The sequence below is a fragment of the Streptomyces sp. NPDC036984 genome (genome assembly GCF_055607665.1).
Window position 1 is genome coordinate 1 of record NZ_JBVJRL010000019.1, and the last position, 26,087, is coordinate 26,087.

The following is a 26,087-nucleotide window of genomic DNA, read 5'->3' on the forward strand; positions in this document are numbered from 1 at the left end:
GCTACGTGGCCCGCGAGATCTACCAAGCCCTGCTCACATCCAGAAAGCAAGCCCCGGCACCAGTCCCCGCCGGTTGACATCCATAGGGGCATCAAGCTTGCGGTCCGCTTCGAGGCAACCGTCTGCATCGCGGCGCTCCCTCAGTGGCTGTGAAGGGGCAGTGCGGGCTGTATGTCGGTGAGGTAGTGGTGCCGCGGCTGATCCCTTGAGGGAGGCCGCGGCTACCTCTTGGATCAGGGCGAGGCTGCCGGTACGACGGCGACAGCTTCCAGATTCAGGGCCTTTCCAACGGTGCCGATTTGGATGTACGAGCCATCGACTTCGTTTTGCCAGCCCTCGTTCTGCACGTGCCCCATCCCCCTCACTACGCCCTCGTCGGGCAACCTGATCCGCAAGGCTTCCATGGGCCGGTTCTGGCCCATCGTGCCAACCCAGATCGACATTCCGTCACCAGAGCATTTTTCTCCCTGCCACCCCATGTTTCGCAGATGAGCGTCGACGCAGACCCTTCCAAGGCCATAGATCGAGATGTGAGCACCCTCGATGGCCCTGTTCTCGCCGACAGTCCCTGCGTAGTAGTAGGTGTCCCACGTGTTGCACACATCGCCTGTAGTGCCGAGGCCGGCGACATGAGGATTGATGCAGACCTTCGGGCCTGCCGCTTGTGCGGGACTCATCCCCATGGAAACGAGAGCGGCCGCCGCTCCCATTGCGAATACCGAGCGAGTGAGAGTCTTCACGGTGTTACTTCCAAATTCAAGTTCAAAAAGGACGCTCAAGACGAGCTTGATCATTAAGGGCTTGGGCAGTATGCCACAAGGTGAGCTGCACCTAGAGTCGGCCGCGGGTGAAGACGACTTGCTCAACAGGGCCTAAAGCAGCCTGAGTTTAGGCGTGAAGCTGGACCGATCGAGGGCCTTAAGCGAAGCAAATGATTCCGGTTCGCGTGGAGCGGCGACCAGATCGACTGCCCGTCAGAGGACGCGCTGCTCATGCTGACCGACGACCTCAACGGCCAGACAAACACCTTGCAATCACGCCTTGGTGAGCGGTTCAGCGACGCCATTCGCCGTGGGTGGAGTGGGCAGTGCTGTCCTATCCGTACCAGCGGTCAAGGCGGTCCGCGCGCAGGGCTTCGGCGTAGTCGGATGATGCCCGGTTTCTGATCATCCGAGGCCGAGGAGCGCGAGCGGTCGTCGGGGGTCGCGAGCGTTGCGGCGGAGGGCGGCAGCGATGTTGGTGACGCCGGAGCGTTTCAGGATGCCGATGGCGAGGTTGCGCCACGTGGCCATCGCCCGGGGTGCGTTGCCGGTCCGCACGACCACCAGCGCATGCCGCACGCCGCGCGGATCGCGCGGGTCGGGCACCTCCGCGAGCCGTTCCAGCAGCCCCGGAACCTCCTGGAGGCTGGGATCGGGCTGCTGGCGGAGCTGGTCAAAGGCGGACGGGATCAGCGATGGTGCGTCGGCAGGCACGGTCTTCCAGTCGGATCACGGGGCGTCGAGAACTCCATGATCTTGGAAGCCGTGCCTACTTCCGTTCCCGTAGCCCGACAAACCGCCAGGAACCGGATGCTATACGAACGCCGAAGCCCTGCCCTGCCAACGGGCAGGATCACGATCTGCAGCAGGAGTACTACGAAGTGAAGCCGACTCCCCGTTCGGCGAATATCCTCATCGCCTCACCCAGGAATTCCACCATCCCGGGATGGTAGGAGTTGTGAAACTCCCTCATGGCGTCGTCTTCCGCATAGAAGAGTGCCATCCCGACGTACGCTTGCCTGCTGGGGGCGTAAAACCGGCAGGCTATGCCGAAATGCCGGCCGACGAGCTCCTGGATCTGGGGATCCCCGGGCAGGGAGCCGTCCAGGCGGGCCGCGATCTCCCGGTACAGCACGTCCCAGTCCTGGTGGACCTGAGGCCTGTCAACGTGCTCCCAGTTGTTGGTCTCGGCAAGGCTCTTCGCCTGCTCTTCGGCCAACGACCGACGACACTCTTCCTCGTACTGATTCCCCATGGCGCCAATTCTCTTGTCCGGCTGTTGATCCAGGCGGAACAGTGACACAGGACCACCGGCTCGGCAAGCTATTTAATTGAGCGGCTCAGTCGATTCGTCAAGGGCAGCCAGAAGAGTCTCCGCATGCAGCTCAAGTCGCTTCCCTGGCGGGACATCCCGCTCCTGGGTCGGACGAAGGAACCGGCCACGGGCGCTGCGAGATCCGCCGGATCAAGGTCGCCACCGTGAGCAGCCTGCTGTTCCCCGGCGCCCGCCAGGCCATCCATATGAAGCGCCGCCGTACCTGCCGCAAGACCGGAAAGGCCACCATCAAGACCGTCTACGAGGTCACGAGTCTCACCGCCCCCCAGGCCGCCCCAGCACAGCTTGCGAAGCTGGTCCGCGCCCACTGGAACATCGAGTCCCTGCGCCACGTCCGCGACACCTCCTTCGCCGAGGACGCATCCCAGGCAGGTCTGACAGGCGATCCACTTTCGCAACAGGCCCTAGTCGCCGATGAACCAGAGGCAGCTGCCCGGCGTTGCCACGCAGGCCTCCAGCAGCTCGGCGAGGTCGCGCAGGGCGGCCTCCTGGAAGGGGCTGGTGCACTCCCGTACGAGGGCGGCCACCTCCGGAAGGGCGGCCTGCGCGTCCTGGTCGGTGAAGCGGGTGTCCCGGTAGGGGTCTATCCGGGCGAGCCGCCCCTGGGTCACCCCGTCCAGGGCCCGGGCGAGCGCGTCCCCGTGCTCGTGGGAGGTGCGGATCACGAGGTCCTGGCGCTTCTTGTTCCGAGAGGCTTGCCCGACCCGCAACTCCAGCTCAATTCCCATGGCATCTCCGTGCGGTCGCTTCACCTGGCTGAGCTGCCAAGGTAGCCGTTGGGTGCCGAGAGGCGGGGGCGGGGGCGTCTGCCCTGTCACGTCCGCTCACCTCAGTTCCCCGGTTCCGCAGTTCGCACCACACCGTCTTCCGGTCCGGTCCCTGTTCCCCCCCCACCGCTCGGCCAGGGCGTCCACGAGAGCCAGCCCCCTGCCCGACTCCGCCGCGTCTGCGGCGGACAGCGGGGCGGGCAACGCGCGCGGGTCGGGGTCGGTCACCTCGATGCGGGTACGGCCGTGACTCGCCGCCGTACCGATGACTCGTACGGTCACCGGTGTGCCCTCGCCCAGGTGGTCGATGACGTTCGTCAGCAACTCCGTGGCGCACAGACGGACGTCGAAGTCGTGCTCGCGGAGGTGGTGGCGCAGGTCCGGCGCAGCCTTCGGCGTGGCGAGCAGCTCGAATTCCAGCGGTGTCATCGCTCGGCCGCCGCCTTCCGCAACGCGGCGGCCAGGGCGCGTGCCGTGGCCGTGTTGCAGTTCCCGAGCGTGACGAGTCCCGCGGGCGGGTTGTACGTGCCGGCGAAACCCGGCAGGTCGACCCTGAGGGAGGGGAGCGTGATGCCGTGCAGGGCGAGCGCGGCGCGGAGGTCCTCGACGCAGAGGGTCACGTCGTAGGCGGTGGGGGAGTGGTCTGGCATGGAGGACGGCACCTTCTGTGCGGTGTGTGACGAACGCCTCACAGAGTGTCTCCGCGCTCGCTACCGTGGAAGCGGTTTCGCGTTCGCGATCAGGGCAGCGGAGGTGGGCGAGCGGTGGCTCGGGGCAAGGACATTGACGGCTCGATGAGCGTCCCGACCTTCTACGGCAAGGAGTTGCGGTGGAAGCGGGAGGCGGCCGGGTTGTCGTTGGAGGCGTTCCTTGAGGGCAGCTTCTACGGCAAGACGTACCTCAGCGACATCGAGCGCGGGGAGCGCAGGATGCCGATCGATCTCGCTCGGCATGCGGATCGGGTGCTGGGGACGGACGGGTTCTTCGAGCGGCGTTGCGAGGATGTGCGAAGGGCGCGGAAGGGCGGTCACGCCGAGTACTTCATCGACGTGCTTGAACTGGAAAAGCGAGCAGTGGAGATCGAGGAGTGGGACCCGCAGCTGATCCCAGGCCCTCTTCAACTGGAGCCGTACATCGAGGCTGTGGTCTTGGCGGCTTACCCGACGGAGTCCGAGGAGAGGCTGGCGGCCAAGGTTGCTGATCGACGTAGCCGCGCGTGGCTCTTCGAGGACAAGGACTCACCCGACAGCTGGGTGGTTCTGCATGAGTCGGTCCTCCTGCAGCCCCTCCTTCCACCGAACGAAATGGCGGAACAGCTGGCCCACCTCGTGGATGTGCTGCGCAAGCGCCGGACGTTTACGCAACTCGTGCCGCGGAAACTGGGCGCGCATCCCTTCATGATGGGCATGGCGAGGTTCATGACCTTCGATGATGCGCCACCGATCATGTACACGGAGGGGATGTACAGCGGCCAGTTGATCGACGATCCGGCACTCGTGAGGCAGTACTCGAAGGCGTACGGTCGCCTCAGGGCCGCTGCACTGGATCCGGAAACGTCCCTGAACCTCATCGAGCAAGCAGCCGAGGACTACCGAAATGGCAAGAAACCCCATGAGCTTGAGTGACGCCCTCTGGTTCAAGAGCAGCTACAGCAATGAAAGCGGCGGCAACTGCGTCGAAGTCGCCGGAGACTTCCCCCGCGCCGCACTCTGGCGCAAGTCGAGCTACAGCAACGGCGACGGCGGCCACTGCGTCGAAGTCGCCGACAACATCCCCGGCCTCGTCCCCGTACGCGACTCCAAGGTCCCCGACGGCCTGGCCCTGCTTCTCACCGCCTCCGCCTGGACCCCCTTCATCACCGCGCTCAAGGTCCCGTGAAGAAGAAGGGGCGTGAGGCCCTCAAGACCTCACGCCCCCTGCTGTTCAGCGGAGCGACTCAGCGCCGCCGGAACGACTGCACGTAACCGGTGGCCGGCGAGCCGACGCCCGTCACGTCGTCATAGCCCTTCACCGCGGCCAGCGAGCTGTCCTTGCCCAGGCTGCGTACCGACGTCAGCAGGCCGCCCGACGCGTCGAGGCCGTTGGTGAAGTCGACACGCGCCACCGCCAGGCCGGACCCCGTCGGGTCGTCCGTGACGTCGTGGTAGACGCCCTTCTTGCCGTACTTGGCGTAGATCGACGGGTTGGCGAAGCCGATGGCCTTGCCGCCGCGGGCCTCCTGGGCCAGCGCCTGGACCGCCGCGATCACCGGCGCCGCCAGCGACGTGCCGCCGATGCGGTACTCGCTGTACTGCTCGGTGCCGTCGGGGAAGGTCTGGGTCTGGCCCACCAGGAAGCCGGTGTTCGGGTCGGCGATCGCCGCGATGTCCGGGACGACGCGGTTGCCGCCGGCGTTGTTGGCCGTCGCCAGCGCCTTCGGCACGATGCCCTTCTGGTAGTACGGCTGAGGCACCGTCTTGCTGGTGCCGCCGCCCGCGCCCGAGGTGAAGGTGCCGGGGAAGCCCACCCAGCTCTTGCCGTCGGCCGACAGGGTCGCCTTCTCGGTGCCCCAGCCGGTCTCCCACAGGTACTTGTCACCCTTGCCGACGGCCAGCGAGGTGCCGCCGACCGCGGTCACCCACGCGGAGTTGGCCGGGGTGTCGACCTGCTTCACACCGGTGTTGGCGACCTGGTCGCCGTCGTCACCGGAGGAGAAGTAGAAGCCGATGCCCTGCACCGCGCCCAGCTGGAAGACCTGGTCGTAGGCGGCGGCGAGGTCCGGCGTCTGGTTGGCCTCGACGTCGCCCCAGGAGTTGGAGACGATGTCGGCCAGGTGGTTGTCGACGATCTTGCTGAGCGAGTCCAGCAGGTCGTCGTCGTAGCAGGAGGACGCGCCGACGTACGTCACGTCCGCGTTCGGCGCCACCGCGTGCACCGCCTCGACGTCGAGGGTCTCCTCGCCGTACCAGCCGGCCGCGCCGCACTCCTCGGTCTTGGTGTAGTTCTTCGGCAGCACCTGGTGCAGCTGGCCGGTCTTCCAGGCCGCGTCACCGTTCTTCAGCGCGTACTTGCCCGCGTCGTAGGCGATCGTCGGGGAGGCGTAGGCGTCGGTGATGGCTATGCGGACGCCGCGGCCGGTGTAGGTGCCCGCGCCGTACGCGGCGCGCAGCTGCTTGCCGGTGTAGCCCTTGACCGCGTACGGGATCTTCGAGCCGTACGCGTCCGGCAGCGTGGTCGCGAGGTTCGAGCCGTAGTAGGAGGAGAACGGCCCGGAGTTCTTGAACACCGCGTCAGGGGGCGGCAGTTGGTCGTCGTGGTTGGCCTTGTGCGGGGCGTTGTCCAGGCCGGTGACGGTCAGGACGGCGCCCTTCAGGGCGGCCGGGACGGAGGCCGTCCGCGCCGGGGCGCGGTAGGTCTTCGCGCCCTTGGCGAAGTTGTGCAGCTGGGTGCCGAACGCCTTCTCGGCGGCGGCCACGTCACCGGAGACGGCGACGTAGTGCGGGGTGACCGCGGTGACGGTCAGACCGGCCGACTTCAGCCAGGACGTGACCGCGGTGACCTGGGCCTTCGTGGCCCCGAAGCGGGCCTGCGCCTTCTTGGTGCTCAGGTACTTGCCGTACAGCGGCGAGCCGGGGTCGGACACCGCCTTCGCGTAGGCGGCGAGGCCGGCCGCGTCCTTGCCGGCCAGGTAGACGCGGGCCTTGACCCGGGCGCTGTCCGAGGTCGCGCCCTTGTCCGCCTTGGCCGTGGCCCACAGCGGCCGGGTGCCCTTCAGTACGTCACGGGCGGGGCTGTCCACGGCGTGTGCCGCGGGTATGCCCAGCGCCAGCGCACCGGCGATCATGGGCAGTGTCGCTGCCATGCTCACGCCGGCGCGCACGGTGGCGCGGTTGGATCTCATAGAACCCCCTGCGATGCGGTTCGCATGCATGTAGTGGTGGTCGGTACCACGTGGATGCGCGCGCCGGCCCGCGGCGGTGTCGGCCGGCGAATGGATCACACGATGGGGGCCACTCTCTCGATGAACCGTTCATGTCAGGGGAACGTAAAAGTCAAGAGAAGCTCAAGTAACCGCCCCGTAGGGGGATTTGGCGCTTTCGTCCGGACAGCGTTGTTATGAACGGGGTTGCGCGCCCCGTTCCTTGAGCATCCCGGCCATCAGCTCGATCTCCGACTGCTGCGCGTCGACCATGCCCTGCGCGAGCCGCTTCTCCACGCCGACGGCGCACTTGGCGGCACACCCCTCGGCCATGTGGACGCCGCCCTTGTGGTGGTCCGTCATGAGCTGGAGATAGAAGATCTCGGCCTGCTTCCCGCTCAGCGACTGGAGCTTCTTCAGCTCGGTGTTGGTCGCCATGCCCGGCATCAGCGCGCCGTCCTTGCCGGAAGCCATGCCGCCCATGCCCATCCAGGTCATCGGCGGCTCGGCCGACACCTTCGGCAGCCCCCACAGGTCCAGCCAGCCCAGCAGCATCCCGCGCTGGTTGGCCTGCGTCTGCGCGATGTCGTACGCGAGCCGCCGCACCTCCTCGTTCTTCGTACGGTCCCGCACGATGTACGACATCTCGACGGCCTGTTGGTGGTGGACTGCCATGTCCCGCGCGAAGCCGGCGTCGGCCGACTTTGCGCCCGGCGTCTTCGCATCCGATCCGCCGGTGTCCTCGGCGACCGCGTACGTGATCGCGCCGGCCGCGACCAGCACCGCCGCCGCGGCCCCCGCGGCCCAGCCGATGTGCTGCCGCCTCACTTCATGACCCCGCCGGTGCACGAGGCGCCCGGCTCGGGCGTCTGCTTGCCCTGCACGTAGGTGGCGAAGAACTTGTCCACTTCCGGATCCTTCGCGCTCTTCACCGCCACCTGGTGGCCCCACGCCGACAGGACCAGCGGGGCGGCCTGCTTCTCGTACGGGCTCATCAGCGAGTACGGCGTCTTCTTCACCTTCGCCGCGAGCGCGTCGACGTCGGCCTTCTGCGCCTTGCCGGTGTACGTCACCCAGACCGCGCCGTGCTCCAGCGAGTGCACGGCGTTCTCGTCCGCCACCGGCTCGGTGTAGACGTCGCCGTTGCAGTTCAGCCAGACCGGGTTGTGGTTGCCGCCGACCGGCGGGTGCATCGGGTACGACACCTTGGTCGTCACATGCGTCCGGGCCAGCTTGCCCGACCAGGTCTGCACGCCGTCCTTGCCGGTGGTGAAGTGCCCGGAGTCCCCGGAGCCCTTGGCGTCGCCGCTCGGCGACGCCACGTCCTTGTCGGAGTCGCGCTGCGAGTTCACCAGGACCACACCGCCGACGACGAGACCGGTGACGACCACGGCACTGGCGGCGATGGTGAGGATCCGGTTACGGCGCTCCCGGGCACGCTCGGCGCGCCGCATCTCCTCTATGCGCGCCTTGCGCGCCGCGGTGCTGCTGTTCTTGCCGGAACCCATGAGACGTGTCCTTCTGGAAGGGAAAGAGCATGGACGGTGGGGCCCGCTGATCGTAATGCGGCAGGGGCGCTCTTCCGTAGGGAGGGCACAGGAACCGGATAATTTGAAGGCGGCATGCGTATTACCTACGCTCGAGGTATGCGGCTGCTGCGCTCCACCGACCTGGCCCTGCGCGTCCTGATGCGACTCGCCGTGGTCGCCGACGGCACGCCCACGACCCGCCAGGTCGCCGCCGACATGGACGTCCCCTACACGCACGCCGCGAAGGTCGTCGCCGAGCTCCAGCACCTGGGCCTGGTCGACGCCCGCCGCGGGCGGGGCGGGGGACTGGCACTGAGCGAGCGGGGCCGTGCGGCGTCGGTGGGCGCGGTGGTGCGCACCTTCGAGGGCGACGGCGACGTGGTCGACTGCGAGGGCGCCACCCCCTGCCCCCTGCGCCACGGCTGCCGCCTGCGCGGAGCCCTGCGCCAGGCCCAGGAGGCGTTCTTCGCCGCACTGGACCCGGTCACGATCTCCGACATCGTCACCGACCCGACCGGCCCGCTGCTGCTGGGCATCACGCGGGGGCCGGCCGGCGACGCGGCCGGCCTCTTGGCCGAAACCGGCCGTTGATCATCGGGTACGCCCTCGTGAAGGCTGGCCCCCGACTCGAAACGACTACGGGGGTTCGTCATGAAGGTCCTGATCTCCGGCGCGAGCGTCGCCGGTCCCGCCCTTGCCTGGTTCCTGCACCGCGACGGCCACGAGGTCACCGTCGTCGAGCGCGCACCGGCCCTGCGCGACAGCGGCTACGCCGTCGACTTCCGCGGCGCGGCCTTCGAGGTGCTCAAAGAGGTGGGCATCCTGGAGGAGGTGCGCAAGCACGCCACCGGAATGCGCGGCACCGACCTGCTGGACGCCGACGGCAACCGCGTCGGCGAGTTGCCGGCCGAGGTCTTCGCCGGCGAACTGGAGGTGCCCAAGCGCGAGGTGACCTGCATCCTCCACGAGCACACGCGCGACGCGGTGCACTACGTCTTCGACGACTCGATCAATGCGATCGAGCAGGACGGCGACGGCGTCCGGGTCGGCTTCGAACGCGCCGCGCCGGAAACCTTCGACCTGGTCGTCGGCGCCGACGGCATCTACTCCGTGGTGCGCCGCCTGGCCTTCGGCCCGCACGCGGAAGTCATCCGGCACCTCGGTCTGTCCGGGGTCGGCTTCAGCGCGCCGAACCACCTCGGTCTGGACCACCGGGGCGTGCTGCAGCAGTCACCCGGCCGGGCGGTGTACGCGTTCAGCGCGGCCGACCCGGACCGGATGTCCGTCAGCCTCTCCTTCGGCAGCGACTCCCCGCGGCTGGACCTGCAAGGCCGCGCCGAGCAGGAACGGATCACCCGGGAACGGATGGCCGGCGCCGGCTGGATCGTGCCCCGCCTGCTGCAGGACATGGCCGCCGCCGGCGACTTCTACTTCTCCTCGGCCTGCCAGGTTCACCTCGACCGCTGGTCCGAGGGCCGGGTGGTGCTCGTGGGCGACGCCGGCTACTGCGCCGCCCCCACCTCGGGCATGGGCACCTCGCAGGCGCTGATCGGCGCCCGCACCCTCGCCCGGCACCTCGCCGAGTCCGGCGGTGACCACGCCAAGGCCTTCGCCGGCTACGAGGAGGAGCTGCGCCCGTACGTGGCCGAGAACCAGGAGACCGGCCGCGAGGGCGCCCTCCGCTTCGGCGCCTGAGACTCCCTTTCCAGCGCCTTCTAGCCCTGCGCCAGCCACAGGTCCGGGCCGAACACCTCGTAGTGGATGTCCGCCGGGGCCACGCCCTTGCCGATCAGCTGGGCGCGGACCGCGCGCATGAACGGCAGCGGGCCGCACAGGTACGCGCGCGTGCCGGGCCGAACGGCGATGTCCGTCAGGTCGACCAGGCCGGTCCGGGTGCCGGGCTCGGCGTCCCGCTCGTAGAAGAAGTGCACGGAGGCGTCGGGCAGCTTGCCGGCGTAGGCCGTGTGGTCGGTGCGCAGGGCGTGGTCGGCGGGGGAGCGGTCGCCGTGCACGACGGTGACCGGGGCGCGGTGGCCGCCGGCCGCGAGGTCGGCCAGCATCGCGGTCATCGGGGTCACGCCGATACCCGCCGAGGCGAGCAGCAGGGGCTTCTCCGGCTCGCCGGCCAGGACGAGGTCGCCGTACGGCTCCGACAGCTCCAGGACGTCACTGGCCCGCACGCGCGCGTGGAGGTGGTTCGAGACCTCGCCGTCGGGCGTGGCCTCGCCGTGCACGCGCTTGACGCTGATCTGGCGCACCGCCTCGCCGGGCGCCCCGGACAGGCTGTACTGCCGTATCTGCCGGGCGCCGTCGGACAGGGCGACACGGACGGAGACGTACTGTCCGGCGCGGAAGGCGGCCACCGGACCCCCGTCGGCCGGCCGCAGCCGGAAGGTGACGACGTCCGGGGTCTCCTCGATGCGCTCCTCGACCCGGAACTCCCGGTAGCCCGGCCCGCCGCTCTCCTCGTACAGCCGCTTCTCGATCGCGATCAGCGCGTTCGCCATCAGCCAGTACACCTCGTCCCAGGCGGCGGCCACCTCGGGCGTGACGGCCTCGCCGAGGACCTCGGCGATGGCGGCGAAGAGGTGCTCGTGGACGACCTGGTACTGCTCGGGGGCCACGCCCAGGGAGGCGTGCTTGTGCGCGATACGGCCGAGCATCGCGTCCGGCCGCTGGTCCGGGTGGTCCAGCAGATGCGTGGCGAAGGCGGCGATCGAGCCGGCGAGGGCCTGCCGCTGGGTGCCGGCGGCCTGGTTGCCGCGGTTGAAGAGGTTGCGCAGCAGGTCGGGGTGGGCGGCGAAGAGGCGCGTGTAGAAGCGCTCGGTGATCTCGCCGATGGCCGCTGCGACAGCGGGCAGAGTGGCACGGACGGTGGCTGCGGACTGCTCGGTCAGCATCGGGACTCCTCGGAGAACTCGGCTCACCGGCACGCTATGAAAACTTGCATCTAAGATGCAAATTAAACGGACGTGGTGTCGCTCACCGTCGTTCACCAGCGGAGGGGAACCGGCCATTACGGATGTCGGCCCGAGCAGGCAAGATGGGCAAGAGCGCAGTACACCTGCCGTACGAGAGGCGTTCAGAACGAGGTCGCTCGGGCGATCGAGCTCCGCAACAAGCGTGAAATGGTGTTGTGGTGGGATGCTCAGGTGCCCGACCGCCTCCCGTGGTACGGGGGACAGGCGGCCTGACCAGCAAGGATGGGGAAGCGGAAGATGGACAAGCAGCAGGAGTTCGTGCTCCGGACCTTGGAGGAGCGCGACATCCGGTTCGTACGCCTGTGGTTCACGGACGTGCTGGGCTTCCTCAAGTCCGTCGCCGTGGCCCCCGCCGAGCTGGAACAGGCCTTCGACGAGGGCATCGGCTTCGACGGCTCCGCGATCGAGGGCTTCGCCCGGGTCTACGAGTCCGACATGATCGCCAAGCCGGACCCGTCCACCTTCCAGGTCCTGCCGTGGCGCGCGGAGACCCCCGGCACGGCCCGCATGTTCTGCGACATCCTCATGCCGGACGGCTCCCCGTCCTTCGCCGACCCGCGCTACGTCCTCAAGCGCGCCCTCGCCCGCACCTCCGACCTGGGCTTCACCTTCTACACCCACCCGGAGATCGAGTTCTTCCTGCTGAAGGACCGCCCGCTGGACGGCTCGCGCCCCACCCCGGCCGACAACTCGGGATACTTCGACCACACCCCCACCAACGTCGGCATGGACTTCCGCCGCCAGGCGATCACCATGCTGGAGTCGATGGGCATCTCGGTGGAGTTCTCCCACCACGAGGGCGCGCCGGGTCAGCAGGAGATCGACCTGCGCTACGCCGACGCGCTCTCCACGGCGGACAACATCATGACGTTCCGCCTGGTCATGAAGCAGGTGGCGCTGGAGCAGGGCGTCCAGGCGACGTTCATGCCGAAGCCTTTCTCCGAGCACCCCGGCTCCGGCATGCACACCCACCTGTCGTTGTTCGAAGGCGACCGGAACGCCTTCTACGAGTCCGGCGCCGAGTACCAGCTCTCGAAGGTCGGCCGCTCCTTCATCGCGGGCCTGCTCCGGCACGCGGCGGAGATCTCCGCGGTCACCAACCAGTGGGTGAACTCCTACAAGCGCATCTGGGGCGGCTCCGAGCGCACGGCCGGCGCCGGCGGCGAGGCCCCGTCGTACATCTGCTGGGGCCACAACAACCGCTCGGCCCTGGTCCGCGTCCCGATGTACAAGCCCGGCAAGACCGGCTCCGCGCGCGTGGAGGTCCGCTCCCTGGACTCCGGCGCGAACCCCTACCTGGCCTACGCCCTCCTCCTCGCGGCGGGCCTCAAGGGCATCGAGGAGGGCTACGAGCTCCCGCCCGGCGCCGAGGACGACGTCTGGGCCCTGTCCAACGCCGAGCGCCGCGCCATGGGCATCGAGCCCCTCCCGCAGAACCTCGGCGAGGCCCTGACCCTCATGGAGAGCAGCGACCTGGTCGCCGAGACCCTCGGCGAACACGTCTTCGACTTCTTCCTGCGCAACAAGAAGTCGGAGTGGGAGGAGTACCGCAGCGAGGTGACCGCCTTCGAGCTGCGGAAGAACCTGCCGGTGCTATAAGGGCAGGTCAGGGCGGGTTTCCGCCGAAACGATCCCGTGGGGCCGACGGTCTTGGACCGTCGGCCCCATTGCGTCTCACTGTCTCTGGGCCGTCTCTGGGCCGTCAGAGCGAAGATCGACGGCCTGTAGCCACCTTCGCCGCTCAGGTCCTGCCCCTAGCCGGGGGCCTCTCGGCGGGACCTGCTAGGCAAGACCCGCAGCAAGGGCGGATGGAGACCCCGTCCAGCCGTCGTCCGTGCGCCACACTGCGGCGATGTCGTGGTGTTCCAGAAGCCGGGTATACACGTCGCCGATCGGCTCGGAGAACAGGGCCATCTTTTGGGGCTGGGCGTCTTCCGGGTAGAGGCAGAAGGCGTATGTCGCCAACTGTCCGAGAGCCTCGCGCACAGCACCCGTGGCGTTGCCACGGCGGATGAACTTGGCTTCAGTGAGCCAATGAATTCCGTTGGCGATGACAACCATGTCTCGGGGGTGGACGTTCGTCCCCACCTCGATGCCTTGGTTGCGCAGGAAGTCCCCGTACTGACGTACGAGGGTTTCGTGGCTGCGACTCTTGCGTAGCCGCCTCGCCGTGACAACCTGAACATACTCTTCGTCGTTCTTGGGAGCGAAGTGCAGCAGGGTTTCGCTCGACTTGACGGGGGGCTGTTCGACCACGGTCACGATGGTGTCTCGCGTGGTCTGACGAACTTCCTCGCGCACTGCCAAGGCGTCTTGATACAGAGTGATCATGCGGCTGAGGTCTGCGCGCAATGTCTGCTCTTCAGGCAGCGCGGCAATCTCGTAGGTGATGGCCAAGAGGTTGCCGGCCTCGTAGGACCGGGGCAATCCCGATCGGCCGCCGAGATCGATCGTCGTGTCCAAGCCCGTCCGGGCCTCTACTGGCAGGGCCTCCCGGATGGCTTCGGCTTGTGCAGCCAATCTTTTACGTGCTTCGCGGGCGCCTAGAGCCTTGGTGATCTCCGTGACACCCTGGTTGAGGCTGAGCACGAAGGTCTTCCTGTCCTCGGCGAGGAGGTAGACGAGGTACATGCCGCGCGTTGCGCTGGTTGTCTCGTCGGGGTCAAAGAGCGACACCCATGGACAAACTGCGGCGTTGCCCCTGCCCGGGCTGCCCTCGACGAGGTAACCAGCCGGAACCAAGTGTCCGATCTCATCGGGTGCTGCACGAAGTAGCTGAGCCGCGTCGGTGCTTGTGCTGGCGTCGGTGCCGACCCCGAAGGTAGTACCGACCGTGTGAAGGAAGTTGCCGAGCTCCATAACACGGATGCTACGTGTGGCCACTGACAACAGCACGAAGTCCCCTTGCTGGGTGCGGTGTTGGCGCTTGTCGTTTCGTACCGAATCGATGCTGTCGACGTGCTCCTAGTCGAGCAGCAGCCCGCAGCGACCACCCCTGCCTGTAGTTCGATTCAGGTACGGGAGCAGCCGTTGGGCGACGGCTGCTCCCGGTCAACACAGTCAGGTAGTGGCTGGCTTCGGAACGACAGCGCTGTACAGGCCATCAACAGCTTTTCGAGCCCGTGCGTCGCTGCTCGGCATGAGGTGCGTGTAGACCCGGAGCGTGAACCCCGGATCGTTGTGTCCGAGGTAGTGGCTCAGCGCCTTGATGTTCTCGCCCGCGTCTAGCAGTACCGAGGCGTAGAAGTGCCTCAGGGCGTGCATGCCGTGCTCGCGGGCGGCCTGGTGGCGCTCACCCGGCCGCGGCTGAGGGATCACCCCAGCCGCGACAAGGGCAGGCTTCCACGTCCGGACGTTGAAGTCGGTCCGCCGAACCGCGCCGGCACCGTCGAGACGGGTGAACAGCAGCTGCTTTGTGACGGGGGCGCCGTCTGTCCGAAGCCAAGGCAGGGTGATCTCGACCGGGGGGAACGCCTCGATGTGCTGTTTCAGGATGTGCGCCACACGATCCGGCAAGGGCACGTCACGGACCTTGTTCCGCTTAGGTGGCGCGAACACGAGACCCTGTTTCGTCACTTTCACCTGGTTCGCGATGTGCAGCCATCCTGAATCGAAGCTGACTTCATCGACGGAAAGCCCGAAGATCTCGCCCTGCCGGAGTCCGCATCCGCCTCCGAGGTCGACTGTGGCCCGGTAACGCTGCGGCAGCGCTGCCCGCACAGCGAAGACGCGCTCTGCGCTCCACGGCACAACGCGACCAGTACCCGCGGCAGGCGGACGCACCGATTGCGCGTGGCACGGGTTCTTTGCCAGGTGGCCGTCGTCCACGGCCGCGTTGAGGACCGTCGACACGTTGTTGTAGATCACGCGCCGGTACGACGACGCTGGGACAGCCCGTTCCAGTTCGCTGAGCCAGTCCCGGATGTGTTCCGGCTTGAACGAGCCGAGCGGTCGCGGCCCCAGATAGGGGATCGCGTGGCCGCGAATCGCGGACTCCACTGACTCGCGCGTGGTCATCTCGGTGGTCTGGGTGTTCAGCCACTTCTCGGCGTACTGCCGGAACGTCACCCGGCTCGCGGCAGGGTCCACGTACTGCCCGCGAGACATGTCCGCCTCAATGTGGGCGAGCCACTGATCGGCCAGTCGCTTCTGTCCGTCGGGGAATGACTTGCTTTTCTCGGTCCCGTCCGGGCCGATGTAGCGGGCGCGGTAGCGCATTCCGGTGCCGTAGCGGTCCGTGCGTACACGACGGGGCTTGCCGGCGGCGTCAGGTTCGGTCTTGTACCACCGGTCCTGGATGTGCCCTGCCATTAGGCAATGGTCCTCTCGACATGCAGCAGGGAGAGCCGCCCGTGCGGCTCTCCCTGCTGTGTGGCGGGTGTTCGGTTAGGCGGCGGCGGTTTCGGCGTTCTTGCACTGGTCGACGTAGGCGCGCACGTCGGCGGGGTCGTAGCGAAGGTGCTTGCCGATGCGGAAGCCGCGCGGGCCGGTGCGCTTCTTGCGCCACTGGTAAACCGTCTCGACAGGCACGCCGAACATGTCGGCGATGTCGTCGGGGGTGAGGTACCGGTCCGGGAGACCGCCTCGGAGAGCGGCGCGGGGGTCGGGATCTGTCGGCGTTGCCATAAGGACTCCAAGCAGGGAGAGCAGGGCCGCGCGTGTCCGAGGTGCGGATTTCTGCGTCACCTCCGTCATCTGCGTCATTCGCGGTTCTGACCTGCGCCTTCGAGGTGACGCAGGGCCTAGGAGGTGCGTCACCGGTGACACAGACCTTCGTCATCGGGTGACGCAGGTGACGCGGGGTGACGCAGAAGTAGGCCGTCTGCGTCACCCCCTTTTCAGCAGGTCACAGGCCGTTTACGGGGCGTGGGTGACGCAGGTGACGCAGCGTCTCTCTACTTCGGAAAGAGAGGGGGGTGCCTGTTGTGTTGCGCGGCTCAGAGAGGAAGAACGGGCCGCTTCGCGGCGCGACCATTGCAGGGCGGCTGCGCCGCCGAACAGCAAGAGGAGCACGCGGGGCCGGGTGCTCCTCTTGCTTGTGCGGAGCGGTCACGGTGCCGCGCGGTCAGAAGGCCGCTTCCTGCTCCGGCGAGGGCGGGGCGGTGGCCGGCCGCGTGATCTCGATGTAGCGGGCCGTCTTGGTGCGGCCCCAGTCGATGAGGACGCCCCGGGCGGCGAGGGTGGGCTGAAGGCGCTTGAGGCGGTCTGAGAGCACCTTGCCGGTGGTCGGCCAACCCTTGGGCAGGGGACGGAAGTCCTCGCCCGCGTAGAGGCCCGTGAGGCAGTGCAGCCACTCGGCCGACGTCATCCGCTGCTCGGTGCCCGGCTCGATGCCGGCGGCATGCTTGAGGACGGTTTGCGCGAGCAAGTCACCCTCAATGACGTCGTCGTTGAGGTCGTCCAGGCTGGCCCGGTAGGCGCCCAGCGCTCCGAGGCCGGTCGCCGCGTCGAGCTGCGCGCACAGGTGCGCGAAGTCGGCCATGCGCAGGTCGGTGGGGATGTCCGCCTTGGCCGCGCGGACGTTGACCGTGAGGTCAAGCAAGGACCCGAGGATGACCGGCAGGGCCTCGGCGTACTCCGCCCACAGTTCCGCTTCCGTGCGCCGGACCTTGGGCCGCTCCAGCCGCAGGGGCAGGAGCCGTTCCGCGAGGTCGGGCCGGATGACGCCCACGTCGATGCCGGTCAGGAGCAGGGGGCGGCGGTAGCGGGCACGGAAGACGTCCCCGTCGGTGAACAGCGCGCGCTTGACGTTCTCGGCCCCGGTGACGATGCAGCACATCGCGTCCGACAGGTCCGGCGTCATGTGCGAGAGGTTGTCCAGGGCCGTGACCCATCCGGCGGCCACCGCCGCAATCAGGTTCTCCTCATCCTTCGGGGCCCGCCGCAGGTCACCGCTCATCCCCTCGATGACCCGCACCAGCATCCGCCCTCCCGTGGACTTACCCGCGCCCTGCGGGCCGGTGAGGAAAGGAGCGGGGACAGGCACGGACGGCCCCAGGCAGCCGATCAGCCAGGCGATGGCCAGGCACTCCGTCTCAGCGCCAGCGAAGTTGCACAGCCGCAGCAGAAGATCGATCCCCTTGCCGTTGGTGTCCTTGGCCGGCAGGGGCAGTTCCCCGGTGAGCTGAGTGCGTCGCCAGCACACCTCACGCGGGTCGGGCACTGCGATGTCCCAGCCGGTGGGGTGGATACGGACCGACTGCCCGTCGGCGCGACCCAGGTCCAGCCACGTCGCCCCGTCGAGCCCCGGGGCGACGCGGATGTGCACGGGCTGCACGTCTTCGGCCAACGCGAGAGCTTCGATCAAGTCCAATGCTTCCTTGAGCGCAGTGCCGTTGAACACGCCGATTCCATCCTTGTACAGGCCGACCATGAGTTCCTGTCGGTGACTGCCGGTGGTGCCCTGGGAACGAATCGGGCGGGCCACGGGGTGGCCGTTCTTCTGCGCGTACACGGTCCCGTCGGCGGTGCGGAAGTACCGGAAGTGCGCCTGCGCGTAATTGGTGATGACCTCGCGGGCCGGGTTCTTCTCGTCGTCCGCCATGCTCACAGTCCCAGCGCGATGCGGGCGTTGGCCCACGCATCCGAGCAGTGCCGCGGGGACTCGCCCTTGGCCTGCGCGGCGGTGAACAGCCGCGCGACGTGCGCGTCGGTGAGGCAGCCGCACCGGCCGTGCTTGGACAGCACAGCGAGGAACGTCCGGTACACCGTCGCGTGGACCGCGCTGCGCGCCTCGGTGATGCGCTCCACGGCCATGGTGATGCCACGTTCCAGGTAGGCGGGGGTGCGGTGCGGGCATTCCCCGGACCCGGAGCCTACGGGCATGGTGACGGCGTGCGGCGCCGGCCGGACCGGGGACGGCGCCTTGACGGCCAGCGAGCGTACGGCGTCCGGCAGGTATGCCATGCGGCCGGTGCCGGCGCCGAGGTAGCGGGCGTAGGCCATGGACGACTTAATGTCGACACCGGGCCGAACCGCGTTGCGGGAGGTCATGACACCCTTGTAGATCCAGTGCTCACCGCGCGTCGTTGCCACGGTCCGTGTGGCCGGCAGGGTGGTACGGGCCCACGCGATGGCGTCCGCATCGTCCAGGTCGATCACGGTCAATCCGGCGCCGCCGGGGTGGTAGGCGAGGGCGACGGCCCGCCGCCACGCCGCCCGCCACGGGAGCGAGAGGATGACGGCCGTGTCGGTGGTGGCAGCGGCCCATGCGTGGCACGGGGCCGGGCAGCGGCAGGGGCCCGGCACCCTCATGTTGGGCCGGTCCCCGCAGATGCTGTTCTTGCAGGGAGGGCAGTTCCCGAACGGCACCTTGCCCCGACGCAGGGGCAGCACCGGCACACCGGTAGCGGCCAGCGTCAGCGCGGTACGCAGAGCTTCGGGCAGCGTGCCGATGCCGCGAGGCTCTCGCAGGATCAGGGTCGGTTGCGTCATGCTGGAAAACCTCCACTGTTCAGTTGGATGGGTGGAACGAGGGCGGCCCCGGTTCTTGGCGGAATGGGGGGCCGCCCTTGGCGTAGCTAGAACGGCGGTTCGGTGCTGTAGCCGCCGGGCGGGGTGCGACGCGTCCAGCGCGGCAGGGGGAGCAGGGTCCAGGACCGTGCCGTCCAGCAGTCGCAGACGTCCCAGTCGGATCCGGCGTACTCGCCGGTGTCGTAGTCGCCGTAAAAGGACTCGAAGCCGCCGGTGCCCGCGCACTCGGGGCAGTTGGGGCGTGGGGTGTCGGTCAGGACCAGCGCGCGGCGCGGGCAACCGGTGACTCGGATGCGGAGTCGGATCACTGGTGGTCTCCTGTCAACGTTTGGAGCCGAAGAGCTTGACGGTGATGCCGCCGACGCTGATCGGGCCGGTTGCGGCGGCGATGGACACGGCGGTGTGGACGGCGAAGTCGAGCAGGGCCAGCAGCGCGGCGATGGTGGCGAAGATGCCGAGGGCGCCGGCACCCGCGACGGCGAGCGGGTACAGGAAATGGCTGAGCGGGCGACCGGTGCCGTCGGTGGTGTGGACGACGATGACGACCGGCTGTCCGGTGACTTCGGCGCGACGGTAGGCGTCGGCGGGGATGTGCGGGGCGATGATCCCCGGCGGGTCGCGGTGCGGCATGGCGTGGCTTCCCTTCGAGTGAGCCGGCCGGGCCGCGCCGGGGTGGCGCGGGCCGGCCGGTTGGGTGTCAGGGCCGGGGGCGAGACGGGGTGTCACGGGGGTGTCAGGAGCGTGTGACAGCGGGTCTGCCTAGGGGTTTGGGTGTCAGGGGCACGTGACGGTGTCAGGTGTCAGGCGGCGGCCAGAGTGGGGACGATGCGCCAGCGGCCGGTGGCGTTCGTGGGCTCCAGTCGGCCGTCCATGGCGGCTTCCTTCAGACGTGCGGACACCCACGGGCGGGATAGGTTGTGCCGGTCGCACCAGTCCATGAAGTCTTTGGGGCCCACGACCATCTGTCCGGCCCGTTCGAACTCCTTCAGGGCGATCGCGAACAGTTCCCGGGCCTCGTCGGGGGACGGCTTGCGGCCAGTCTCCCGTCCGAAGATCGGCGCGTCGTCGCCTTCCTCGTCGCCCGGCAAGTCGGCTTCGGGGTCGATGTCGGCGTCCTCGGGGTCGACCAGCAGCCCGTGCCCCTGCCCGTCGTTCATGTGGTGGTCTCCCAGTACGGCGGTCAGTCGTGGACTGCCCGCGGCCGGGGTGGGGTCGGGGGTGGTGCGGCCGGTGTAGGCGCGGCCGGCGACCGCGGTGACCGCGCCGGCCGTGACCGGGTCGGCGTTCGCGCCCTCGCGCAGTGCCCATGCCGCGAGCTGTTCCATGAGCGGGACGGCGCGGGCGGGGAAGGCGAAGGTGCGGCCCGGGGAGGGGTAGCGGTCCTCGGGGATGCCCGGGGAGACGACGTAGCAGTAGCCGGGGCGCCGGTTGCCCCATGCTCCGGGGTGGGCGCCGGCGTCGATGACCGCCTCGGGCAGCGAGAACCCTTCGTCGCGGGGGTCGCAGCCGAGCGCGATCACCGACGGCAGGGAAGCCCGGGTGCTGGTGGACATCTGGTCGTAGGAGGGTCGCTGGAGGGACACGATCAGGGCGACGCCGGCGGAGCGGGCTTCCTGCGCGATCCCGGTGAACGCGTCGTCGCCGAGGTTGCGCAGGGTGTTCGCCGCTTCCTCGAACCAGGCCACCAGGAACGGCATACCGGCGCACCCGCACGCCCGGCCTGCCTGGCAGGAGTGGGCAGGGTCGTTCTGGGTCTGGGCAGCGGCGGGGACCCACTGCCGGTAGCCGTGTGCGCCGAGCCAGCGGGTGCGGGCGGGGATAACTGCCTTGACCGCCTCCACCATGACTTCCGTGTCCGCCCCGCCCTCGGCGGACCAGTCCATCCCGGGCCGCAGCGGTGCGAAGTCCTGGAACGCTTTCGGGTCCGACACCCACAGCAGCACGTCCCGGCGGGACAGGATCTCCGTCTGGAGGTTCAGGGCGGTCTCGCCCTTGCCCGATCCAGTGCCGCCCGCGATCAGGACGTGGGTGCTGTTCCGCTTGGCTTCCGGGTCGCCGGGGAGCCACAGGACCATCAGGGAGCCGTCGTCATAGCGACCGATGACGAGGGGTTCCGCGATCGAACCCCCGAGGTTCGACGGACCCTCCCACTCCACCGGCTGCGCGAGCATGTCTTCGGGGACGATGACCAGTTCCCCGCGCCGGCTGGAGTCCGGCGAGGGGTGGTAGCGGACGGCGGAGACGGGAAGGTCCAGCGCGGACGCGATCCGGGCCAAGGCCTTGGAGACGTCGTCGTTGGTCTGCTCGCCAGCCTCCAGCGCCAAAGGTGCCGTGACCCGGTTCGGCTCCACCTTCGTCTGCCCGATCTGCGCACGGGCCAGGCCGACCTTCTCCAGCAGGCCCTTGTCGGCTCCGCCGCCCTGCGGGTCGGCGTCGTTGTGGCGCAGGACCATGCGGACGTTCCAGGACAGGGCCACGACGGGCCCGCCCATCAGGAACAGGTCGTCCAGGGGGCCGGTGGTGGGGCCGGCGAGGCAGGCCGCGGTCACCCATGCCGACCCCGCCGCCACGGACATGGCTGAGTGCAGACGGCGCTGCTGGCTGGTCGACTTGCCCGCCCACCACGTCACCCCGGTCAGGGCGACGGAGGCGAGGGTGAGACCGACGCCGGCCGCGGCGCTGTCGCCCCACCGCCAGTTGCCGAGCGCGCCGGCCACGCCGGTGGCGCCGACAGCGAGCCACGGCGGAAGGTGGGGCTTAGCCCGGTGCAGCAGGTATGCCCGGACCGTGCCGCCCGTACCCGGGTCGGTGGTGGGGATGGTGAGCGGGTAGGTACGGCCGTCCTGGTCAGTCCACTTGCGCGCCATGGTCGTACCTCCTTACTGCTGAGCCCAGTTCATGACCGGCTGCTGCGGTCGGCGGGCACGGTGACGGACGCGGTTGATCTCCTCTTCGAATTCCTGCTGGAAGGTCGCGTAGCAGGCGGCGGCGTTCTTCGCCGCGTCCCGCAGCGCGTCCGCGCTGCGCTGCATCTTGCGGGCCACCTTCTGCGCTCGGATCCGCGAGCCGAACGCCCTGCCCTCGGGGTCCGGCACGGCCGCGAGGACGGCCTTCATGATTTCGGCGCCCATGGCCACCTCGATGGACAACGTCACCGCGGCGGCCCGCAGGGCGTTGCAGTACTGCCGCACTTGGGCCGGCGAGGTGAACTCCGGTGCCGGCAGCAGGGCTTTGGCGTGCGGACGGCCCCCGTTGCCGGTGCCGCCGCGGTGGTTGTTAGTGGTCCGGTTGATGGTGACGTTCACCGGGGGCGCGAACGAGCTGCCCATGGCGCCGACGAAGCCGCCGGCCGCGGCCCCGACGTTGGCGAACTTGTTGGACTTCGTCCCGTTGGCGTTGCTGCCGCCGCCGTTGCTGTTGGTGGTGGATGCCATCGGTCGACTCCTTCGCGGGTCAGTGGGTGCGGCGGACGATGAGCCAGACGGTCTGCGCGGTGCCCCAGATCAGCAGCCACAGCCAGCCGAGCGGGCCGGTGAGCGGCCCGAACCCGGCCGCGGCGGCGAGCCAGCCGCCCGCCAGGGTCGCGAGCAGGGCCAGGCCGATGCGCCAGGCCAGGACCGTGCCGGTTCCGGGGCGGCGGCGCTGCATGAACGGCACCCACACGGCCGGGCCGGCGGCGAGGGCGGCGAGGACCAGGCCGGCCCACGGCGCCACGGCGTGCAGCACACCGGCCGCGGCGAGGGCGAACACGGCGAGGCCGGTCGGGGCGAGGGCGCCGCGGTGACGCCACAGCATGCGGCCCACCCATCCGGCGGCCTCCCAGGTCAGGGAGGGCCGCTCGGGGACGACGATCACGAACGGCTGCGCGCCGCGGCGCCCGCGCTGGCGGGGGATGTGGACGGTGTGGACGCCCGCGGCCTTGATGCCGCGGGCACGGGTACGGCTGGACACAGCGAATCTCCTCGCGGGAGGTGGTCAGGTTGGGGTGTGCTGTGCTGTTCAGGCCGCGGCGGCCTGGTCGTCCGGGTAGGCGCACGGGGTGCACATGCCGAGCGCGGCGGGGATGACGTATCCGGCGTCCCGGTGGCACTCGGGGCAGGTGCGTCGGGCGGTGTTCGCCCGCTCCAGTGCGGCCCACTTGGCCGGGGTCATCGGGCGCACCGGCCGGGCTTGGTCGATGCGGTACAGGTAGGCGACCAGCGGCGGTCGCCCTCTGCCGCGGGGCCGTTCGATCTGTGCGACCACGTCCTGCCCGCCCGGTCGGAGTCCGAGCGCGCGCAGTTGCCGCAGCGTCGCCAGCCCGTCCGGGGCCAGGCGCCAGGGGTAGACGGGGAGGGCGCCCATCAGCGGCTCGCGATCGCCAGATCAGCCCCGCCCGTGCCGGGGTCGCGGTGCTCGGCGTAGCGGGCGGAGACCCACCCGACCGACCAGCCGCACAACTCGGCAGCGGCCCGCACCGGCAGACCGGCGTCGAACGCGGCCCGCACCGTCAGCCGGGCCTGTTCCTCGGGCTGCTTCTCGGTGGCCGGGCCGGCAGCGAGCAGCGCCGCGCGTTCACGCTCGGCCCGCTCCTCACGATCGCGCTGTTCACGGCGTTCACGCTCGGCCCGCTCCGCAGCCTCACGCTCGCGGCGTTCGGCGGCCTCCCGCTCGGCGCGCTCACGTTCCCGTTCACGTTGTTGACGCTCGCGTTCACGGCGTTCACGTTCCTCGCGCTCCGCCGCCTCCACAGCGGCCTTCCGTTCCTGCTCCTCGCGCCAGCGTCGCTCTTCCCGCTCCGCAGCCTCACGGGCCAGAGCGGCTTCGTGTTCACGCTGTTCACGCGCCAGCATGGCCGCGTGCTCACGCTCCTCACGGGCCCGCCGCTCGGCCGCTTCCCGCCGGTCGGCGGCGGCCCGCTCCCGCGCATCCCGCTCCGCCTGCCGCTTCTTCTCCAACTCGGCCACGGCCCGCGTGATCGCACGCCGGTAGGCCAGCCCGGTTTCCGCGGTGACGATCAGCAGCAGTGGGGCGACCGCGTGAACCGCGACGCCGACCGGGTCTCTGTTCAGGGCGGAGTCGGCGACGTTCAGGGCCAGGGTCATCGCGCCGGTCATCCAGCGCAGCACCACCGGCCACCGGCCCCCGTGCCCGCCCAGACGGGCGAGCACCGCGTCCAGGCGCACCACGATCACGACGGCCGCGTCCACGACCAGCGGCAGAATCGGGGCCGTCCACGCCCACTCACTGGCGGTGTGCTCCGCGGCGAGCGGAGTCACGGTGAGGATGGAGTAGAGCATGGCGCCGGCCACGATCAACCACGTGCCCGCGGACAGCGCGCGCTCGGCTGAACGGATCTGAACGCTGTTCACGCGCTCACCCCCGTCCGTGAACGCACCCGGACGGCGGCGATGAGTAGCACCGGCGACGCCGGGTCGTCGGGGTCCTGGCTGTCTTCCGTCCACTGCCACGCTGCGCCCGGTACCGGCTCGAACCCGAGCACGCCGAGCGCGTCCGTTCGCTCGGTGAACGTCGGCACCGGCAGCGCACGGTCGAAGCCGTACTCGGGCCACCGCTCGATGGTGTTCAGCAGCGCGACGTACAGGCGCCACCGGCCACGGTTCATGGACATCTGCGCGGTGGACTCCCGCGTCATCACGCCGCCCCCGGCGCGGTGACCGCGCCCCGGTTGGTCAGCGTGCGGCAGGCGGCGAGCACCCTGCGCCGGGCCCGCCGCAACCGACGCATGTCCCACTCGGTGGCCGGCCGGTTCAGCAGACTGATCTCGACGTCCAGCAACTCGACCTCCGCCAGAACCAGCGGCATCTCCGCCGCTACCGCGTCCAGCTCGGCCGGCGTCGGCTCACGGTCGGAGTCGTCGGCGGTAACAACCGCCTGAAGTGCAACGATGGGCTTCATGGGTCGTGGTTCCTCTCGAAGGGTGAACGGCCCGAACAGCGGCTCCGGTGTTCCAGCACCGGAGCCGCGCGCCGTTGAAGTCGGATCGTTTCCGGCTCCCCTCGCCCCGCCCGTATGGCAACCCCGGACAGCGGGGCCCGGACGGGCGAGGGAGGCAACCGGCCGCAGCGCTAGCCACTGCGATGGCAGGTAGGGAGCGGACCGGGACGACGTACTGGCGCTCGCCGGCCGGTCCATAGCGGCGGCGCCCAGAGTCTTCGTCGGTGCACGAGGTTCCCATCAGCTCAGGTCAACAGGGGTGAAGCACTGCAAGGGGGACCACGTCCCCACCCTCCGGCCGTTGCTCGCGGTCGCCGGGCCACCTCGCCAGTACGGGCCGTAGCCCTGTTCTGCCTGGCCTTCAGCGGGATTGCAGCGTCCCCGCCTTTTACGCATGCGGCATGTAGCCGCCAACCAGCCGAGTTGTTGCGTTCGACTGTGCAGTACCTGTTTTACAGGTACTGCATGAGGGCCCGTCAAGTAGGCCGACGAACCCCTCCTGGTGTCGCGCCGGGACTTCTCGACGCACACTCAGCATCGCTGCACGTCAGAGGAGTTGGTCACCCCATGCGTAGACAGCTGTGGGACTTCTGGCTACGGTCAAGAAGTCCCTAGACGTCCCAACGGGGGTGCAGATGTCGAACGAGCGGTTACGGTCGGCCCTTCTCGCCCGCGGTATGACCGTGCAGAGCCTCGCTGAAGCGATCGCGGTCAGCCCGAAGACGGTCGAACGCTGGATCACTCAGGGCAAGGTGCCGTACCGGCGCCACCAGTACGCGACAGCGGCCGTGCTCAAGGTCGACGTGACGACGCTGTGGGAAGACGGCCGGACCGTTGACAGCGCGACGGACCTCACGAAAGCCGAAATTGCGACCGTCTACCCGCACCGGCACACCGTGCCGTCGGGGCTGTGGCGAGAGCTCTACGGTCGCGCCGAGCGGAACTTGGACGTACTCGTGTACTCCGGTCTGTTCCTCTCCGAGGATCCCCGTTTCCACGACCTGGTGAAGGCCAAGGTGGAGGCTGGCGCCCAGGTGCGCATCCTGCTCGGAGACCCTGACTGCGCAGCCGTCCGACAGCGCGGCATTGACGAGGGCCACCAAATCATGGACGGCAAGATCCGCAACGCCCTGCTGCTGTACCGCCCGCTCATGCGCAGCCACCCGGACGTCGGCTTCCGGCTGCACGACTCGACGCTCTACAACTCCATCTACCGTGCCGACGACGAGATGCTGGTCAACCCCCACGTCTACGGCATCGGCGCCTATCTGGCGCCAGTCCTGCACCTGCGTCGCCTACCGGGCGGAGCACTCTTCGACACGTACGCGAATAGCATCGACCACACGTGGGAGAACGCCCGCCCGATCACCGCCCAGGACATAGCCAGCATCACGGGAGCCTGAAC

The 26,087-nt window shown here is 69.0% G+C and carries 30 protein-coding genes; 6 read left to right on the plus strand and 24 right to left on the minus strand.

What is annotated here, in order from left to right; genetic code table 11:
* Window positions 1–233: 233 nt before the first annotated feature.
* From ACZ7DL_RS28880 to ACZ7DL_RS28905, 6 genes are all read right to left on the minus strand, one after another.
* Window positions 234–794 (minus strand): hypothetical protein, encoded by a 561-nt coding sequence (locus ACZ7DL_RS28880; RefSeq protein WP_470778489.1) that lies wholly within the window; start codon window positions 792–794, stop codon window positions 234–236.
* A 372-nt stretch (window positions 795–1,166) separates the two neighbouring features.
* Complete coding sequence (locus tag ACZ7DL_RS28885; RefSeq protein ID WP_470778491.1) at window positions 1,167–1,475, minus strand: hypothetical protein; 309 nt, start codon at window positions 1,473–1,475, stop codon at window positions 1,167–1,169.
* 160 nt (window positions 1,476–1,635) lie between these two features.
* Entirely contained in the window at window positions 1,636–2,016 is a 381-nt protein-coding gene (locus ACZ7DL_RS28890) for a TipAS antibiotic-recognition domain-containing protein (RefSeq protein ID WP_470778493.1), read from the minus strand.
* A gap of 485 nt (window positions 2,017–2,501) precedes the next feature.
* Entirely contained in the window at window positions 2,502–2,825 is a 324-nt protein-coding gene (locus ACZ7DL_RS28895; protein ID WP_470778494.1) for a hypothetical protein, read from the minus strand.
* Window positions 2,826–2,921: 96 nt separating this feature from the next.
* Entirely contained in the window at window positions 2,922–3,293 is a 372-nt protein-coding gene (locus tag ACZ7DL_RS28900) for an ATP-binding protein (protein WP_470778496.1), read from the minus strand.
* Window positions 3,290–3,514 carry a hypothetical protein gene (locus ACZ7DL_RS28905; RefSeq protein ID WP_470778498.1) on the minus strand — a complete coding sequence of 75 codons (225 nt, stop codon included), beginning with the start codon at window positions 3,512–3,514 and terminating at the stop codon, window positions 3,290–3,292. The genes ACZ7DL_RS28900 and ACZ7DL_RS28905 overlap by 4 nt, the downstream gene beginning before the upstream one ends.
* 144 nt (window positions 3,515–3,658) lie before the next feature.
* Between ACZ7DL_RS28905 and ACZ7DL_RS28910 the strand changes: the two genes are divergently transcribed.
* Window positions 3,659–4,489 (plus strand): helix-turn-helix domain-containing protein, encoded by an 831-nt coding sequence (locus ACZ7DL_RS28910; protein WP_470778499.1) that lies wholly within the window; start codon window positions 3,659–3,661, stop codon window positions 4,487–4,489.
* On the plus strand, window positions 4,476–4,742 hold the full coding sequence (locus ACZ7DL_RS28915) for a DUF397 domain-containing protein (RefSeq protein ID WP_470778500.1): 267 nt from the start codon (window positions 4,476–4,478) through the stop codon (window positions 4,740–4,742). Before ACZ7DL_RS28910 ends, ACZ7DL_RS28915 begins: the two co-directional genes overlap by 14 nt.
* A 58-nt stretch (window positions 4,743–4,800) precedes the next feature.
* On the opposite strand, the gene ACZ7DL_RS28920 is transcribed toward ACZ7DL_RS28915, so the two are convergent.
* The 3 genes from ACZ7DL_RS28920 to ACZ7DL_RS28930 form a co-directional block, all read right to left on the minus strand.
* Window positions 4,801–6,744: a S53 family peptidase gene (locus tag ACZ7DL_RS28920; protein WP_470778502.1), complete on the minus strand. Its 1,944-nt coding sequence runs from the start codon at window positions 6,742–6,744 to the stop codon at window positions 4,801–4,803.
* A gap of 213 nt (window positions 6,745–6,957) precedes the next feature.
* Window positions 6,958–7,590: a DUF305 domain-containing protein gene (locus ACZ7DL_RS28925; RefSeq protein ID WP_470778504.1), complete on the minus strand. Its 633-nt coding sequence runs from the start codon at window positions 7,588–7,590 to the stop codon at window positions 6,958–6,960.
* Complete coding sequence (locus ACZ7DL_RS28930; RefSeq protein ID WP_470778506.1) at window positions 7,587–8,270, minus strand: DUF3105 domain-containing protein; 684 nt, start codon at window positions 8,268–8,270, stop codon at window positions 7,587–7,589. Before ACZ7DL_RS28930 ends, ACZ7DL_RS28925 begins: the two co-directional genes overlap by 4 nt.
* A gap of 138 nt (window positions 8,271–8,408) precedes the next feature.
* On the opposite strand from ACZ7DL_RS28930, the gene ACZ7DL_RS28935 reads away from it, so the two are divergent.
* Entirely contained in the window at window positions 8,409–8,882 is a 474-nt protein-coding gene (locus ACZ7DL_RS28935) for an RrF2 family transcriptional regulator (protein ID WP_470778508.1), read from the plus strand.
* Between the two features lie 60 nt (window positions 8,883–8,942).
* A complete protein-coding gene (locus tag ACZ7DL_RS28940; RefSeq protein WP_470778510.1) occupies window positions 8,943–9,986 on the plus strand; it encodes an FAD-dependent monooxygenase in 1,044 nt (347 codons plus the stop codon).
* A 20-nt stretch (window positions 9,987–10,006) separates the two neighbouring features.
* On the opposite strand, the gene ACZ7DL_RS28945 is transcribed toward ACZ7DL_RS28940, so the two are convergent.
* On the minus strand, window positions 10,007–11,191 hold the full coding sequence (locus ACZ7DL_RS28945; RefSeq protein WP_470778512.1) for a globin domain-containing protein: 1,185 nt from the start codon (window positions 11,189–11,191) through the stop codon (window positions 10,007–10,009).
* Between the two features lie 318 nt (window positions 11,192–11,509).
* Here ACZ7DL_RS28945 and glnA point away from each other — a divergent pair, with 318 nt between their 5' ends.
* Window positions 11,510–12,871, plus strand: coding sequence for a type I glutamate--ammonia ligase (gene glnA, locus ACZ7DL_RS28950; RefSeq protein ID WP_470778514.1), 1,362 nt, complete (start codon window positions 11,510–11,512; stop codon window positions 12,869–12,871).
* A gap of 183 nt (window positions 12,872–13,054) precedes the next feature.
* Here the strand turns inward: glnA and ACZ7DL_RS28955 are convergent, their stop codons facing one another.
* The 14 genes from ACZ7DL_RS28955 to ACZ7DL_RS29020 form a co-directional block, all read right to left on the minus strand.
* Window positions 13,055–14,131 carry an MrcB family domain-containing protein gene (locus ACZ7DL_RS28955; protein WP_470778516.1) on the minus strand — a complete coding sequence of 359 codons (1,077 nt, stop codon included), beginning with the start codon at window positions 14,129–14,131 and terminating at the stop codon, window positions 13,055–13,057.
* 201 nt (window positions 14,132–14,332) lie between these two features.
* Complete coding sequence (locus ACZ7DL_RS28960) at window positions 14,333–15,583, minus strand: tyrosine-type recombinase/integrase (protein ID WP_470778518.1); 1,251 nt, start codon at window positions 15,581–15,583, stop codon at window positions 14,333–14,335.
* Between the two features lie 75 nt (window positions 15,584–15,658).
* Complete coding sequence (locus ACZ7DL_RS28965; protein ID WP_470778519.1) at window positions 15,659–15,898, minus strand: helix-turn-helix transcriptional regulator; 240 nt, start codon at window positions 15,896–15,898, stop codon at window positions 15,659–15,661.
* Window positions 15,899–16,337: 439 nt separating this feature from the next.
* Window positions 16,338–17,816 carry an ATP-binding protein gene (locus ACZ7DL_RS28970; protein ID WP_470778520.1) on the minus strand — a complete coding sequence of 493 codons (1,479 nt, stop codon included), beginning with the start codon at window positions 17,814–17,816 and terminating at the stop codon, window positions 16,338–16,340.
* Window positions 17,817–17,818: 2 nt separating this feature from the next.
* Complete coding sequence (locus tag ACZ7DL_RS28975; RefSeq protein ID WP_470778521.1) at window positions 17,819–18,706, minus strand: bifunctional DNA primase/polymerase; 888 nt, start codon at window positions 18,704–18,706, stop codon at window positions 17,819–17,821.
* A gap of 86 nt (window positions 18,707–18,792) precedes the next feature.
* Entirely contained in the window at window positions 18,793–19,053 is a 261-nt protein-coding gene (locus ACZ7DL_RS28980) for a hypothetical protein (protein ID WP_470778523.1), read from the minus strand.
* A 13-nt stretch (window positions 19,054–19,066) separates the two neighbouring features.
* On the minus strand, window positions 19,067–19,375 hold the full coding sequence (locus tag ACZ7DL_RS28985; protein WP_470778524.1) for a hypothetical protein: 309 nt from the start codon (window positions 19,373–19,375) through the stop codon (window positions 19,067–19,069).
* A 170-nt stretch (window positions 19,376–19,545) separates the two neighbouring features.
* Window positions 19,546–21,612 (minus strand): plasmid transfer protein TraB, encoded by a 2,067-nt coding sequence (gene traB, locus ACZ7DL_RS28990; RefSeq protein ID WP_470778526.1) that lies wholly within the window; start codon window positions 21,610–21,612, stop codon window positions 19,546–19,548.
* A 12-nt stretch (window positions 21,613–21,624) separates the two neighbouring features.
* Window positions 21,625–22,179 (minus strand): plasmid transfer protein TraA, encoded by a 555-nt coding sequence (traA, locus tag ACZ7DL_RS28995; protein ID WP_470778527.1) that lies wholly within the window; start codon window positions 22,177–22,179, stop codon window positions 21,625–21,627.
* Between the two features lie 19 nt (window positions 22,180–22,198).
* The gene (locus tag ACZ7DL_RS29000; RefSeq protein ID WP_470778529.1) at window positions 22,199–22,696 is read right to left on the minus strand and encodes a hypothetical protein; all 498 of its coding nucleotides are present in this window, start codon (window positions 22,694–22,696) and stop codon (window positions 22,199–22,201) included.
* Window positions 22,697–22,744: 48 nt separating this feature from the next.
* Window positions 22,745–23,089, minus strand: coding sequence for an RRQRL motif-containing zinc-binding protein (locus ACZ7DL_RS29005; protein ID WP_470778531.1), 345 nt, complete (start codon window positions 23,087–23,089; stop codon window positions 22,745–22,747).
* Window positions 23,089–24,096 carry a DUF2637 domain-containing protein gene (locus ACZ7DL_RS29010; RefSeq protein ID WP_470778532.1) on the minus strand — a complete coding sequence of 336 codons (1,008 nt, stop codon included), beginning with the start codon at window positions 24,094–24,096 and terminating at the stop codon, window positions 23,089–23,091. The genes ACZ7DL_RS29005 and ACZ7DL_RS29010 overlap by 1 nt, the downstream gene beginning before the upstream one ends.
* Window positions 24,093–24,356 carry a DUF6303 family protein gene (locus ACZ7DL_RS29015; RefSeq protein ID WP_470778533.1) on the minus strand — a complete coding sequence of 88 codons (264 nt, stop codon included), beginning with the start codon at window positions 24,354–24,356 and terminating at the stop codon, window positions 24,093–24,095. Before ACZ7DL_RS29015 ends, ACZ7DL_RS29010 begins: the two co-directional genes overlap by 4 nt.
* A gap of 23 nt (window positions 24,357–24,379) precedes the next feature.
* On the minus strand, window positions 24,380–24,643 hold the full coding sequence (locus tag ACZ7DL_RS29020; RefSeq protein ID WP_470778535.1) for a DUF6284 family protein: 264 nt from the start codon (window positions 24,641–24,643) through the stop codon (window positions 24,380–24,382).
* 716 nt (window positions 24,644–25,359) lie between these two features.
* Here ACZ7DL_RS29020 and ACZ7DL_RS29025 point away from each other — a divergent pair.
* Window positions 25,360–26,085, plus strand: a complete 726-nt coding sequence (locus tag ACZ7DL_RS29025; RefSeq protein ID WP_470778537.1) for an XRE family transcriptional regulator — start codon at window positions 25,360–25,362, stop codon at window positions 26,083–26,085.
* Window positions 26,086–26,087: the final 2 nt, after the last annotated feature.